Source organism: Pseudomonas brassicacearum subsp. brassicacearum, from assembly GCF_008801605.1.
Taxonomy (GTDB): Bacteria; Pseudomonadota; Gammaproteobacteria; order Pseudomonadales; family Pseudomonadaceae; genus Aquipseudomonas; species Aquipseudomonas brassicacearum.
Map to the genome: position 1 here is coordinate 635,747 of NZ_VZPJ01000001.1, position 14,001 is coordinate 649,747.

At 58.0% G+C, this 14,001-nt stretch carries 8 protein-coding genes and 2 pseudogenes; 4 read left to right on the forward strand and 6 right to left on the reverse strand.

What is annotated here, in order from left to right; translation table 11 throughout:
* Positions 1-801, forward strand: coding sequence for a methyl-accepting chemotaxis protein (locus F7R20_RS32220; RefSeq protein ID WP_377589071.1), 801 nt, complete (start codon positions 1-3; stop codon positions 799-801).
* A gap of 178 nt (positions 802-979) precedes the next feature.
* On the opposite strand, the gene F7R20_RS32050 is transcribed toward F7R20_RS32220, so the two are convergent.
* The 6 genes and pseudogenes from F7R20_RS32050 to F7R20_RS02800 form a co-directional block, all read right to left on the reverse strand.
* A complete protein-coding gene (locus tag F7R20_RS32050) occupies positions 980-1,195 on the reverse strand; it encodes a hypothetical protein (protein WP_346266512.1) in 216 nt (71 codons plus the stop codon).
* A 119-nt stretch (positions 1,196-1,314) separates the two neighbouring features.
* Positions 1,315-1,707 (reverse strand): annotated as a pseudogene (locus F7R20_RS32055) (RES family NAD+ phosphorylase); the annotation flags it as partial.
* A complete protein-coding gene (locus tag F7R20_RS02785; RefSeq protein WP_081352516.1) occupies positions 1,679-2,350 on the reverse strand; it encodes a hypothetical protein in 672 nt (223 codons plus the stop codon). The gene F7R20_RS02785 and the pseudogene F7R20_RS32055, both read right to left, overlap by 29 nt.
* Positions 2,351-2,684: 334 nt before the next feature.
* Positions 2,685-2,951: pseudogene (locus F7R20_RS02790) on the reverse strand (Arm DNA-binding domain-containing protein); the annotation flags it as partial.
* A gap of 893 nt (positions 2,952-3,844) precedes the next feature.
* The gene (locus tag F7R20_RS02795) at positions 3,845-8,245 is read right to left on the reverse strand and encodes a response regulator (protein ID WP_081352514.1); all 4,401 of its coding nucleotides are present in this window, start codon (positions 8,243-8,245) and stop codon (positions 3,845-3,847) included.
* Positions 8,246-8,301: 56 nt separating this feature from the next.
* Positions 8,302-9,459 carry a response regulator gene (locus F7R20_RS02800; protein WP_081352513.1) on the reverse strand — a complete coding sequence of 386 codons (1,158 nt, stop codon included), beginning with the start codon at positions 9,457-9,459 and terminating at the stop codon, positions 8,302-8,304.
* A 265-nt stretch (positions 9,460-9,724) separates the two neighbouring features.
* On the opposite strand from F7R20_RS02800, the gene F7R20_RS02805 reads away from it, so the two are divergent.
* The 3 genes from F7R20_RS02805 to F7R20_RS02815 all read left to right on the forward strand — a co-directional run bounded on the left by F7R20_RS02805 (position 9,725) and on the right by F7R20_RS02815 (position 13,987).
* Positions 9,725-11,260, forward strand: a complete 1,536-nt coding sequence (locus F7R20_RS02805) for an ATP-binding response regulator (RefSeq protein ID WP_081352512.1) — start codon at positions 9,725-9,727, stop codon at positions 11,258-11,260.
* Positions 11,261-11,507: 247 nt separating this feature from the next.
* Positions 11,508-13,340 (forward strand): AAA family ATPase, encoded by a 1,833-nt coding sequence (locus tag F7R20_RS02810; RefSeq protein ID WP_081352511.1) that lies wholly within the window; start codon positions 11,508-11,510, stop codon positions 13,338-13,340.
* A 2-nt stretch (positions 13,341-13,342) separates the two neighbouring features.
* Complete coding sequence (locus F7R20_RS02815; RefSeq protein ID WP_081352510.1) at positions 13,343-13,987, forward strand: 4Fe-4S single cluster domain-containing protein; 645 nt, start codon at positions 13,343-13,345, stop codon at positions 13,985-13,987.
* Positions 13,988-14,001: the final 14 nt, after the last annotated feature.

The window sequence follows — 14,001 nt, forward strand, 5'->3', positions numbered from 1 at the left end:
GTGGCTCAAGAGGTCACTCACACATCCAACGCCTCGTTGGAAAGCTCAGGCGACCAAAGCTTAAGAACCACCAGTGTCGCTGCTGCTATCAATCAACTTGGCGCTGCTGCTCAGGAAATTGCAACAAATGCGGCCAACACGTCCAAGCAAGCCACTACGGCACGTAATGAGGCTGAAAACGCCCGACAGATTGTTGAATCAACGCTTAACGCAATGAAAACCCTGTCGGATAAAATCCGTCACTCTTGCGGTAGTATCGAAGCACTCAACAACAAAACTGCCGAAATCGGTAAGATATTAGAAGTCATCAAAAGCATTTCATCCCAAACTAATCTGCTCGCCCTAAATGCCGCAATTGAAGCAGCGAGGGCCGGGGAAGCGGGCCGAGGATTTGCGGTAGTGGCAGATGAAGTTCGCAACCTCGCCCAGCGAACCCAGACCTCCGCGCAGGAAATCGAACAGATGATTCAACATCTGCAGTTGGGATCGCAATCGGCTGTCGATACCATGCTTGAGAGCCAGGAACAAAGTGAGCGAAGCGTCGCTATTGCCGCCGAGGCTAGCGGTGAACTGGCGAGTGTAACCCAGCGTATCAGAGATATAGACGACATGAATCAATCGGTGGCCGCCGCAACAGAGGAGCAGACCGCTGTAGTGGAGTCGTTGAATACGGACATCGATGAAATCAACGGACTCAATCAGCGCGGGCAAGATAATCTGACTCGAACCTTATCGGCCTGCACCGATGTCGCGATTCAGTCACGGACATTGAAGCACTTAGTCGATAACTTCAAAACATAATCTGGCTGAGGGTGAATTCTGCGGAAACCATCCGGTCAATAGGCGCGGCGATTAATAGCGTCGCCGCCTTTCCGGAAGTTATTGACAGTGCCAGCCGTTCGGCAAACCAATGATCGAGGTAATGACGGTTCCGGCCTCAAAGGAACGAATTCCAGGGGCACTGTTCGGTCATTTTGACTCAGTTTTTTCCCGCGATGATAACGACCCCAATCCGCTCTGCCAGATTGAGCACCGTGTCGAATACAGTCGAGTCGCCGGTCAAGCTGCGTGACGCACCCTGCGGATGGAGTGCGCCGTCAGGAATCCGGTCACCGAAGAGCACCACCGCACGTGCCAAATCATCTTGTCGCGACACCCAAGACAGCCCTTGGACATCTGGACACTGACGGTGGATTGCCTCGGCCCATTTGCGAGTTGCAGGTGCTGGTCTTTCTCAGTGTCGATCAGTTGTTTGCGCGTGATGCCCAGTTTCCGCAGGGGCACGCTGGACAGGTCAACCAGGTGCAGCGGTTGGCTAATCTGGACGGCAGAATGCACCTGTCCAGTCAGCTTGCCTTTGTCGAAGCTCTTAAACCCAGCCGTATGGGGAACGTCGTGGAAGACGGTCTCCATCAAGGCGCAATCGACTGTCGTGCCTCCATACAAGGTGGGAATCGCCCGCCCCTGATCATCCTGGATCGGGCTGAAGCGTGCGTTGCCGTGCACACCAGGATTGAATTGATCAGGCTGATACTTATCCTGGTGCACACGATGAAGCACATCGCCTTTGGCGATCACGGTAAAAGTGACGTGCAACGTAGCCGCAGGCACTGGGGTAACGGACGCCGCCAAATCCGTGGGAGGCGTCGCCCTACCCTCACTGGACTCGGTACGCTGCTTAGCCATGGACAACGCCCTGGATTTCATCCTGTGCGGCAGCAATCACCCGATCAGGCGCCGATGCCAGCAGGTCCTGAGGCCTTGTGCCGCCCAGAAAGCTGTTATCTGAGCGGAACCAGTAAGCCATACCCCAGCCGTCCTTGTGGCCAGCGAAAGCCTCGATGACTTTGGCTAATGCCTTGAACGGCCGATAGCCCGCGTCCGGATCCAAGCCGTAACCCGGGAAATAGTCGACCCCACCATGATTGATAGCGAAGATCTGACTTTGCTTTTTCCACTTGTTGGGCTGGGCACTCGGGTTTCGGGTACTCAACTGGGCCACCTGCGCGATATCCGCGGCGGTCAACCAGTCACCGCTCTCCAGCACTGCTTTGCGGGCCTGGACCAGCATTGCTGCTTCCTTGAGCAGGCGAGGCGAAGGCGGCTTACGTGTCACAAACACCTCGGCCAGTCGCTCGAGCGACTTAGGGTCCTGACGCTCCTGCAGCACCTCATACATCGAGGAGGCCACGTTGGCGAAGTTTTCCGCCAACGCCTCAAATACACTGAGGTTGACCTGATCGAAAGACACGACCAATACTCGGTCCGCATGCGAGCGGCTCAAGCTAGCCCGAGCCTCCTTAGGCGTACCGACCAAAGTGGAGACGCCCGACTGCTCTGTAACGCTCATGGAAATCTCCTCACTAGTGACCTACGTTATCTACGTTATCTACGTTATCTACGTTATCTACGTTATCTACGTTATCTACGTTATCTAATCTTAGCATAGTCTTGATAACCTAGATCCAGCCTAAGCTCCATTCATCTGGATGCATAGGTAGGTTTGAGGGGAGCACGCCATGCCGTCGATCAGCACGGCGACTCTGGGACGAAAAGTCTAAGGATACGATCTTGGCTTTCACCAGTTCAGCACTGCTTGAATTCCCAGCAGTCCACGACGTCAGAACGGGCGGTCCCGCCCCTCCCCGCTAGGGCTGAAGATCTGCATCACATCGTTTGGCATTCCGCTCAAGGCGTCGCTGATCGCGGGGATCGAGACCCTTCGCGACCAGCGCCCTGGCGATATCACGCAGAGCGCGAGCATCGCGTAGGCCTATTTCAGGATAAGTACCGAGCGAAATACGAGGCTGTTTGCCCGCCCAAGAAAAACGAAAGTGCCAACTCTTGGTGCCTTTCGTATTGACGAAAAGCGCAAGGCCATCAAAGTCAGGGAGGGTGTAGTTTTTGGCGCGAGGCCTGGCGTGTCGGACCGCCGTATTGGTAAGGACCATTGTACTAACTCCACTCATATGGATGAAGGAGGGTTGTACCGTTTTCGGAGTGCCAAGCAACTCTGAAAACTGATTTACCAAGCGTCGAATTGATGTACTAAAAAATGCACTAAAAAATTGCGGCTATTGATGTATCAGAGTGGACTTTACTGGAACTAAAAAAAGAGGCCGAAGCCTCTTTCTTTGGTTTCCACATACTTCAATGGAAGTCTATAGAAAAATAATTGGAGCGGGAAACGAGACACGTATCTGGTGTCCGACTCGTTGAAATTTAAGGGTTTTCTTTTCTTTTCGAAGCAGGAAAAGACTTAATTCTGGACTCGTTTTTGGGGAGTATCAAGGGCCAAGAAGGGGTGATTCCGGGATGTGCCAACTAATTCCACCCATAGCCAATATGGATGGGCGCCTTCGCTTTGGCAGTGATCTGTCAAATGATCCAGGACCCATCGGCGACATCTGGCATAGCTCCCGAGGACGTAGGTCACGATTGCATCGTCCGCGCCGCTAATGCCATGCATATCAGCAGTTACATTTGCGCCTGATTGGCGCCCAGACCTCTTAGATCCACTCCAGGAGAATCTCGCACAGCTCACCAATTTGGACGTGCAGCTGGAAAGCTGATTCAGTGGTACAGACTACGGCCAGGTGGAAAAAGATTGGTGGTCCGAATAAGCGCTTAAAGGAGCACTCCGATCCTACCCGCCTGGCTTAAATTTGTTGATTCGCCCATCTACCTGCATATCAGCCCCTTACATTTCAACCTGAATACCAGGCTCTATCACCCGACTCAACGGCCGCTTGAAATATTTCGAACTGGTGTCTGCAAACAGTGTGGGGCGGTTTAGGTAGAGGCGAGGCACCTTCGCGCCGACTCTTCGGCTCCTTAGGCGGGGTCAGGTCAGGTTCTCCAATAGCTCCAAGGCTTGGTCGAAATCGAACTGCTCGGCGTGCCGGACGATCCGACGCAGTTGCTCGGCTAGCCTGGGATCTGACGCCAGCCCCTGTAATTGGTGCAGGACCGTCAGCACTTGCGTGTCACTCTCGGCCAGCAGGTCCCTGACTTGGGCCAACCGCACCTGTAACTCGGCGTCAGAATGTGACATCTGCACCGACTCTGTGGATGGTTGCGGTTCCGCTATCCCCACCAGCCCTTCCAGCACCAGGTTCAGGCAATGCTCCACCGCCAACAACCGGTCAGCCACCACCTCCTCCTTGGCGCCGGTCAGGCAAGCCTGCTCCAAGTCGGCGGCAGCGCTCGCGACGTCCCTGGCGCCGATGTTGCCCGCCGTACCGCGCAAGGTATGGGCCAGGCGTGTCGGCGCTGAACGATCATCATCGCCACGGGCGGCCAGGAACTCGGTGCTGAAGGCACGGTGACTGGAGCTGAACTTGCGCAGCAGGCGCAGATAGAGGTCTACCTTGCCCATGCAAGTGGCCAGGCCGGCTCTCTGGTCGATACCCGGAAGTTCAGCGGGCAGATGCTCGCCAGTCGGTATGGGCGGCGCTGAAATCTCCTGCGCCTGGGCGTTACGACCGGGCGCCGGATGTATCCATTTGGCCAATGTGACGAACATGCTCTCGACATTCAGCGGTTTGGAGATATGGTCGTTCATACCGCAGGCCAAAGCCCGCTCGCGGTCTCCCGCCATGGCGTCGGCCGTCATGGCGATCACCGGCAGCCCAGCCCAACGCGACTGCTCACGAATCTTGCGGGTTGCGGTATAGCCGTCCATGACCGGCATCTGACAGTCCATCAGTACGCCGTCGAAATCATCATCGCGCACCAACCGGTCGAGTGCCTCTTCGCCATTAATGGCCACACACAGCTCAATGCCAGCGCTCTCCAGCAGCTCGCAGGCCAGCTCGCGGTTCAACTCATTATCCTCGACAAGCAGCAGCCGGGCGCCATGCAGGCTGGCCACGGCACTGGCACTTTGTCCAGATCGTTCGCCGGCCCGGGTATCGGCGTGGGGGGGCTTGCCGAGCACCGTGCCGATCGCCTCAAGCAGTGTGGACGGCGTCACCGGTTTGGTCAGCACCACCGGCAACTGGATACCGTGCCGGCTGGCCTCCTCACGTGCCTCTTCGCGCCCGAATGCAGTGACCATGATGACAGACGGTGTTTGCGCCAAATTGGCAGCGTGCATCTGACGCACCGTCTCCACACCGTCCATGCCAGGCATGCGCCAATCCATCAACACCAAGTCATAGGGCAGTTTCTTACGTTCCGCCTCCACCAGCATCCCCAACGCCACGCGCCCACTCTGCGCCACGTCCACCTCCACACCAAAACTGCGCGCCATGCTGGAGAGAATCTCGCGCGCGCTGGCGTTGTCGTCGACCACCAACACGCGAACGCCGAGTAGCTCATCGGCAGTGAACATGCGCCGCGGCTGAGCGTCGCGCTGCACGCCGAGGCTCACCTCGAAATGGAAGATAGAACCGTGACCGAGTTCGCTCTCCACCCAGATACGTCCGCCCATCAGTTCCACCAAGTGCTTGGAGATGGCCAGGCCCAGACCGGTGCCTCCGTACTTGCGAGTGGTGGAGCTATCGGCCTGGCTAAAGGGTTGGAACAGCCGACTGCATTGCTCGGGGCTCATGCCGATGCCACTGTCGCGCACCCAGAAATGCAACTGTGCCTGCTCCGCGTCTACCCCCTTGCGTTCCACGCCCACCACGACCTCCCCTTGCTCGGTGAATTTTGCCGCATTGTTGCCCAGGTTGATCAACACCTGGCCCAGGCGCAACGGATCGCCGACCAGCGCCGTCGGCAGACCCAGCGGAGTGCTGAACAGCAGTTCCAGGCCTTTGTCCTCGACCTTCAGGCCAATCATGCTGACGAAGCCTTCCAGTACGTCCTCCAAGTGGAAGGGGATGTATTCAAGGTTCATCCTGCCGGCCTCGATCTTGGAGAAGTCCAGGATGTCATTGATGATCCCCAGCAGACTTTCCGCAGAACGATGGACCTTCTCGATATAGTTGCGCTGCCGATGATCCAGCTCGGTGCGCAGGGCCAGGTGGCTCATGCCAATAATGGCGTTCATCGGGGTGCGGATCTCGTGGCTCATGGTGGCCAGGAAGTCGCTCTTGGCCCGAGTCGCTTCCTCGGCGATCTCCCTCGCCAGGTGCACCTCAGCCTCGGCGGCCTTGCGATCGGTAATGTCGAAGTACCAGTTGGCGCGAATCACTCGATCGCGCTGCTCCAATGTGACCGCCGAAACCAGCACATCGAAGCGCTCTCCCTCACTGCGCTGGAAAGTCGCCTCGAAGTTAATCACCGCGCCCTGCTCCGCCGCCTCGATGAAGCGCTGGTGTGCCTGCTGATCGACCCAGAAGTGCCTCGGATCGATCCCTGCGAGTTGAACGATATCGACGCCGAACAAGTGTTCAAACTGCGGGTTGCAGTAGGTCGGACGGCCTTCGATGTCCCTGATCAGCATGGCCACCGGGCTACTGTCGAGCACCGCGCGCAGTTGCGCTTCGCTGACTTTGAGCGCTGCCTGCAATTGGCGACGCTCGCTGACGTCGCGCACCGAGGCGCACACGCATATACCGCGACCTTCCAGGCTCGGCAGACGTGACAGGCCGATCTCCACCGAAAACAGACTGCCGTCCTTGCGCACACCCTGCAGGTCGTCCAGGCCGGCCCCCATCTGCCGGGTATCACCATGAGCTATGAAGCCATTGCGCAGCTCGACGTGGTGACCGCGACTCGCGACCGGCACAAGACGCTCGATCGCCTCGCCCACCAACTCGCCGGCGCTGTAGCCGAACAACCGATCCAATTGCTGGTTGGTCCGCAGGATGCGTCCGTCAGCGCCCACCACCAGCATGCCGTCCGGTGCCGCCTCGATAATCCCGCGATACCAGGCCTCCGTGGCACGCAGTGCCGATTGCTGGGCTTCGAGCTCCTGAGCCTGACGCTCCAACAGCAGCGTTTGCCCGGCCATTTCATCGGCTTGACGACGGGTTTCTTCCAGCAATGCCTGGACGGCCTGGTTACGCTCCAGGATCGCCATCGCCGCAGCCAAGCGAGGGGTGGCTTCCTGGAGCAGTAATGATTGGTCCTCACCCAAGGCTTCTAATCCGGCAAGTTCAAGCACGCCCAGCAGCCGCTCGCCACGCAGGATCGGTTGCAGCAGCAGGCAAGTGGCCGGAATCTCGCCGAGCTGCGAGTGCAGGCGCCAGTATCGTTCCGGCAGCGCCAGCATCTGACGGGCTTGGCGATCGACTGCGCATTGGCCCAGTAGGCCATCGCCGAACATGACTTGTGCCTGCGGTGGCCGCTCGGAATCGGTGGCATAGTCGCCCATCAGCACCAATCTGGTGGCGTCCGGGTGGGCGCTATAGAGAACGCCCTGGCAAATACCGAGCAGGTTCGCCATATGCTGTAGGAACATCTTCGCCAATTCGCCCGGCGCCTCTGCCTGCTGCAGATCGATCTGCAATTGGGCGATTTGCGCCTTGACCGACCGCTGGCGCTCCAGCTGTTGCGACTCGATTTGCAGTTTGGCGATGGCTCGCGCCAGGTCGCCTGTTTCATTGTTCAATTCCGTATGTGGAATCGGTTGGTCGAGCTTTCCCGCAGCCAACTGGTCCACGGCGGCTCGTACTCGATTGAGCGGGTTGCGGATCGACTGGCTGACCAGCCAGCAAAGCAGCAGCGCCAGCGACAATCCACCCAGCAGCAGAATGTAGGTCTGCGTCGTGCTGCGCTCGGCAAAGTCGGCAATGTCCTTGGCTGTATCACGGATCGAGGCTTCCTTGATCTGGGCTACCGCGTACAACAGGGCGTCCGCCTTCTGGTCGAGCTGTTGGAATTCACTGCTGTTGAGCAGCAGTAACGCCTGGCCTTGACGCCCCTCGTCAATTAACTCGAAGGCCTGTTCGCTATCACGCTGGAGCTGCTGCAGCAGCACATCAAACTCCGCGAGACGCGCGAGATTCTCCGGACGCCTGAGGGTGGGCTTGGCCTGGGCAAGAGCCTGCTGTAGACGGCTTTGAATATCATGTAGCTGTTTCAGTGATTCGATGCGGATATCCGCACTGTTCGTCCCCACGGCCCGCTGCACCGTCTGCACCAGGTGCGGCAATTGCACCCGCGCCTCGTGCAAGTGCTCCATGCCCACCAGTTCCTGGCGGTAGAGGTTCTGCATGTCCTGCTTCAGCGACTCCTGGGTGCGCAAGCTCTGTACGCCGAGTACCAGTACCAAAAGCAAGAGCGTGGCAAAGCCGAGGATCAACTTGTGGCGAAGCGGAAGACGCTCAAGCAACGTGCGCAATCTGACCATGACATACCCCGATGACCACGATGAAAGAAACTGGCGAAGGCGATTGCAGGGTTTGTTCAAGGTTTCTGGGCGATACGCTCCAGAGCCGCCACTTGTTTGGCCATGTCTTGGTCGCTGTCGGCAAAACGTTGCGCTATGGCCTGGAAATGTTCGACGTTCGCCAGGAAGGTGTCGCAAATGTCAGGATCGAAATGTGAGCCCCGTCCCTGACGTATGATCTCGACAGCCTCCTCATGGGGCATCCCTTGCTTGTAGACCCGTCGACTGATCAAGGCGTCATAGACATCCGCCACCGCCATCAGCCGGGCACTGATGGGAATAGCGTCGCCAGCCAACGCCTGCGGGTATCCACTGCCGTCCCATTTCTCCTGATGGCTGTAGGCGATTTCCTTGGCCAGGCTGAGGAAGTCCACCTGAACGCCGAGCTGATCCTCGGCGCGCTGGATGGCATCGCGTCCCAACGTGGTATGGGTCTTCATGATCTCGAACTCTTCGGCGGTGAAACGCCCTGGCTTGAGAAGGATATGATCAGGAATGCCAATCTTGCCTATGTCATGCAAAGGTGCCGACTTGAACAGCAGGCGGATCGTCTCGTCGTTGAGAAAATGGCTGAAACGAGGATGATCGCGTAACTGCTCGGCCAGCACCTTCACGTAGTGTTGGGTCCGTCGAATATGGTTACCGGTCTCGTTGTCGCGCGTCTCCGCCAGGGAAGCCATGGCCTGAATGGTCACGTCCTGGATGGCCATCACCTCGCGGGTGCGGCGCTCTACTTCCTGCTCAAGGTAGTCGTTCTGATCGCGAATGAAGTCCGCCGCTGACTTGATCTTGAGCTGGGTATCCACCCGCGCCAGGACCAATGCAGGATTGATCGGCTTAGTGATGTAGTCGACCGCGCCCAATTCCAGTCCCTGAATTTCATCCTCGATGGTTGCCAGGGCGGTGAGAAAAATGATGGGAATGTCACGGGTGCGCGGATCGTGCTTGAGCTGGTCTGCGACCTCATGACCAGAGAGCCCCGGCATCATGACATCCAACAGGATCAAATCCGGTAGCGAGTCGCCTTGCAGCACCCGCAAGGCTTTTTCACCACTGTTCGCGGCTTTGACCCGGTAGCGATCCTTGAGCAGATCGGCCATCAACAGCAAGTTATCCGGTGTGTCGTCTACCAATAGAATAGTGGCCTGCAGATCATGGCGCTGTCCGATGCTCATGGCGAGCGGCTCCCTTGCCAAGAAGGTGGCACCCCTAGGTGATTTTAGTGCCCCTCGATGAAGTACAGCGTAGCTGGCTTCTTTGGTACTGCCGCGTCAATCGAGGCGCAAGACACAGTTATAAATCGAATACTGGTCTAGCCTCTCCTTCAGATGCACTGCGCGGCATTGTTGGCTGCCACACAAAGGCACGCTGCAGCGGCGACTCGGCAAGAATCGCCCAACTGACGTTGCCCCCTGTCCCTTCACAGGAGCGCTAGGCGTTATGATCACCGCTGATACCGTATTCTTGGTCGTCGACGACGCGGACACCATGCGCAAGGTCACAAGTAGCCAACTAGAGCGCTTGGGTGCACGACACATACTAACCGCCGCCAATGGTGCGGAGGCGCTCACCCTGCTGAAGACGCGTAAGGTCAACGTGATTCTTTCCGACTGGAACATGCCGGTCATGGACGGCCTCACCCTGTTGCGCAAGGTACGCAGTGATCCCAAATTGGCGATGCTGCCTTTCATCATGATTACCGCAGAGAGCTCCCGCTCCCAGATCACCGAGGCCATCGCCGCCGGGGTCAGCAATATTCTTATCAAACCCTATACCGCCAACGACCTTTCGCAGCGCATAACGCGTGCCATGAACCACCGTCCTCGGTTGCATTCGCCACCCGTGGTCGCTGAACCTGCTCAAGCGACAAAGGAGCAGAAATGCAGCCCGACGTTGCTGGTCGTCGATGACGTACCGGACAACCTGGCGCTGATTGCTGGGCTGTTTCAGGACGAGTACCGCGTACTGGCAGCTCGTGATGGGCGCCGCGCGTTGGCTATCTGTACTTCCGAGTCCCCGCCAGACCTGCTTCTTCTGGATGTGATGATGCCGAACATGGATGGTTTCGAGCTGGCCCAGCACCTGCGCAGCCATCCCAGCGCCAGCCGCATCCCGATCATCTTTATCACCGCCATGAGCGATGCTGCAGCACAACTGCGCGGGTTGGAGCTAGGCGCAGTGGATTTTGTCAGTAAGCCGGTTGATCCCAAGTCGCTGCACCTTCGGGTGGCCAACCTGTTGCGCCTGGTCGAACAGCGCAACGCTCTGCAGCAGGAATACGACACCATGCTGGAGCTGGAGCGCTTGCGCGAGGAAGCCAGCTGTATTTCACGTCATGATCTGAAGGCGCCTCTGTGCAATATCCTCGGCTTGACCCGCGGCCTGCTCGAAGGCGGCAATTTGCTACCGCGCCAGTTGCAAATGTTGCAAATGTTGGAAACCGACGGTAGGAACCTCCTAGGAATGATCGACATGGCAGGAGACATCTACAAAATCGAGGCCGGTAGCTTCGAACTCAAGCCGGTCGCCATCGAATTCCTGCACTTGGTGCGGCGCCTATGCGAATCGGCCCGGCTGACCTATCAGGTAAAAAAACTGACCATCGAGGTCGTGGCGGAAAACACCAACGAATCGATACCGGTGCTAGCCAGTGGAGATGAATTACTATGCTTTTCACTCCTGAATAACCTGCTGAAAAATGCCTGCGAGGCGGCTCCCGATAAAAGCCGCGTGCGACTGACATTGACCTCTGCCGACCCTATCGAATTGGTCATGGAGAACCAGCCTGCTGTACCCGTAGCATTTCGGTCACGGTTCTTCGAAAAGTACGCAAGCCATAGCAAATCTGGCGGTACAGGGCTTGGTACCTACTCAGCAAAATTACTAGCCGAGGCCCAGCAAGGCAGCTTGGAGCTAGAGGTCGATGATGAGGCGAACCTGACACGCTTGCGGTTGCAGCTTCCGTCCAGGAACTGAAGTGTTGCAGCTTCGGCTGAACAGATCTAAGCCTGATAGAGTTAGGGAGTAGTAGTGGAAAGCCACAACATTCCCTACCAATGCTCTGTACGTCGACGGATCCTCGATAAAGTTGCATAAAAACTCCTATGAAACGAGCGCCCCCTCAGAAGCGAAGTCTCAATACCACTTTTCGTAGCAGCGCACTGGCAAATGCGCGCATTGAGCAATACCCTGCCCGTACCGACCCAACGTTACGAGCTGAAACATGTCAGGGATTGCCATATTTGAAAGCCCACGTTGGCTACGAGATCTTCTGCGCTTCCTGCCGCTGAAGAGCCAATTCGTCCTGTCCGGCAACATCCGCGACCTGCAGGCCAGTGAAGTGGCGCCCGGCACGGTGACTGCGCAGAGCTTCAACCAAACTCTTTGTAATGCCTTGCTCGATGCCGGCTACACCCAGGTCATCGCCTGGGATCCCGTGTCGGGTTTCCGGGCAGTCGACAAAACCGGCTCCGCCCCTGAAGCCGGCCAGACGTTGCTTCAGGAACTTGGCCTGACTCCGATAAATGGCGCAGCACCCGCAGGTATCGATCTGCTGGGCGCAACCCTGCCACGGCTGGTGGGGCGTGCTGGCGAACCTATCGCGCTGATCATCGATTTCGCCTCACGCCTGGTAGTTCGCAACGACTCCCTCAGCGCGGCTGAACACCAGCTCTTCACCCAAGCCCTGGTGCAATCCCATCAGGCTCGCAGCCGTCCGGCCACGGAGCTGCGCAAACCGTTCTTCAATACCCTGCTCTGGCTGGTGGAAAAAGAAGGCGACTTGCCCGACTGGTTGCTGGTCGACAACCCGCGCCTGCGCCACATTCCCGTGTCCAAACCCGATCAATTGTCCCGCCGTGCATTGGCACCGGCGTTGCTCAAAGGGCTCAGTGGCAGCCAGGGCGCAAGCGAAGTGGTCATGCATCAGGCTGTGGAAGCCTTCGTTCAGAACACCGAGGGATTGCTGCTGCTCGATCTCAGCGCCATTGCGCAACTGGCGCGGGTCGAGGGTGTAGCCATGGAGCAGATTGCCGATGCGGTGCGCCGCTACAAGATCGGTGTCACCGAGGACCCGTGGCTGAAGATCGACCGTCAGCGTATCCGGCATGCGGACGCGCTCGTCCACCAGCGGGTCAAAGGCCAGGAGCATGCGGTGACGCACATGCTCGACATCGTCAAGCGTGCGATGACAGGCGTCGGTGCCAGTCGCAAGGGCAACCGGCCTCGGGGCGTAGCCTTTCTTGCGGGGCCGACCGGCGTGGGCAAGACCGAACTTGCCAAAACGATTACCAGCCTGCTGTTCGGCGACGAAAGTGCATACATTCGCTTCGACATGTCGGAATTCAGCGCCGAACATGCCGATCAACGCCTTATCGGCGCACCGCCCGGCTACGTCGGTTATGACGTCGGCGGTGAGCTGACCAATGCTATCCGCGAGAAGCCGTTCAGCGTGGTGTTATTCGATGAAATCGAAAAAGCCCACCCACGGATTCTCGACAAGTTCCTGCAAATCCTCGACGACGGAGTGCTGACTTCAGGCCGCGGTGATCGGGTGTACTTTTCGGAGGCCCTGATCGTGTTCACTTCCAACCTGGGGATCTATCGCCAGGGTGACAATGGCGAACGCGTTGCCAACGTCCTGCCGGGCGAAGCCTTCGAGCAAGTCCAGGACAAGGTGCACAGCGAGATCGACCGGTATTTCAAGCTCGTGCTCAACCGGCCGGAAATCCTCAATCGAATCGGCGAAAACATCATCGTCTTCGACTTCATTCGCGAAGGCGTTGCAGTGCAGATCTTCGAACAAATGGTCAACGCCACCTTCGACGACCTGCAGGGACACAACCTGTTTATCGAATTGGCCCCCCAGGCACGCCAGACACTGCACAGCCTCTGTCTGCAGGACCTGTCCAACGGTGGTCGGGGCATTCGCAACCAGTTAGAGGCACGCCTGCTCAATCCCCTGTCGCGGGCACTGTTCGATCAGGACGCGCAACCGGGCGAGCACTTCACGATCACCGAGTTGGACATCACCGGACTGAAGATGGAACGTCGCTGAACATGGACCTTAGCCTGTCGCGCGTGCATTTTCCGGTCACTACCCTCGGCCCGGGGCGACGTATTGGCATCTGGTTCCAGGGCTGCAGCATCCGCTGTCCAGGCTGCATCTCTGCCGACACCTGGGGCCCCGGGCACCGACGCTTGTCGCTAGAGCAACTGCTTGAACAGATAACCCCCTGGCTGCATGGGGCCGAAGGAATCACCATTTCCGGAGGGGAACCGTTTGACCAGTTCGACGCCCTGCGATCACTGCTCGAAGGCCTACGTCGGCTCAGCGAACTCGACATCCTGGTCTACAGTGGCTACTCCCTGGAGCAACTCAATGAGTCGTTGCTCCAGACCAAGGGCTTGATAGATGCCTTGATCAGCGACCCCTATATCGAAGCACGCAGTCAGACCATGGCCTTGCGCGGCAGTGACAATCAACGTCTGAGCCTGCTCACGCCACTGGGCCGCGCACGCCTGGGTCATTACGAACGCCCGCTCGAACCCACCGACAAGGCGCTCGACCTGATGTTTGACGAAAGTGGCAGCGTCTGGATGGCCGGCATCCCACGACGTGACGATCTATTGCGCTTACGCGATCTGCTGCATGAACAAGGCCATCATTTACAGATCAGCGCACACGCGTCGCGACGCCGCTGAGTGGAGCACACCCC

Bases quoted from the DNA above. Each gene is read 5' to 3' on its own strand.
- F7R20_RS02795 (WP_081352514.1), bottom strand. From the start codon at position 8,245: ATGGTCAGATTGCGCACGTTGCTTGAGCGTCTTCCGCTTCGCCACAAG.
- F7R20_RS02810 (WP_081352511.1), top strand. From the start codon at position 11,508: ATGTCAGGGATTGCCATATTTGAAAGCCCACGTTGGCTACGAGATCTT.
- F7R20_RS02785 (WP_081352516.1), bottom strand. From the start codon at position 2,350: ATGAGCGTTACAGAGCAGTCGGGCGTCTCCACTTTGGTCGGTACGCCT.
- F7R20_RS02805 (WP_081352512.1), top strand. From the start codon at position 9,725: ATGATCACCGCTGATACCGTATTCTTGGTCGTCGACGACGCGGACACC.
- F7R20_RS02800 (WP_081352513.1), bottom strand. From the start codon at position 9,459: ATGAGCATCGGACAGCGCCATGATCTGCAGGCCACTATTCTATTGGTA.
- F7R20_RS02815 (WP_081352510.1), top strand. From the start codon at position 13,343: ATGGACCTTAGCCTGTCGCGCGTGCATTTTCCGGTCACTACCCTCGGC.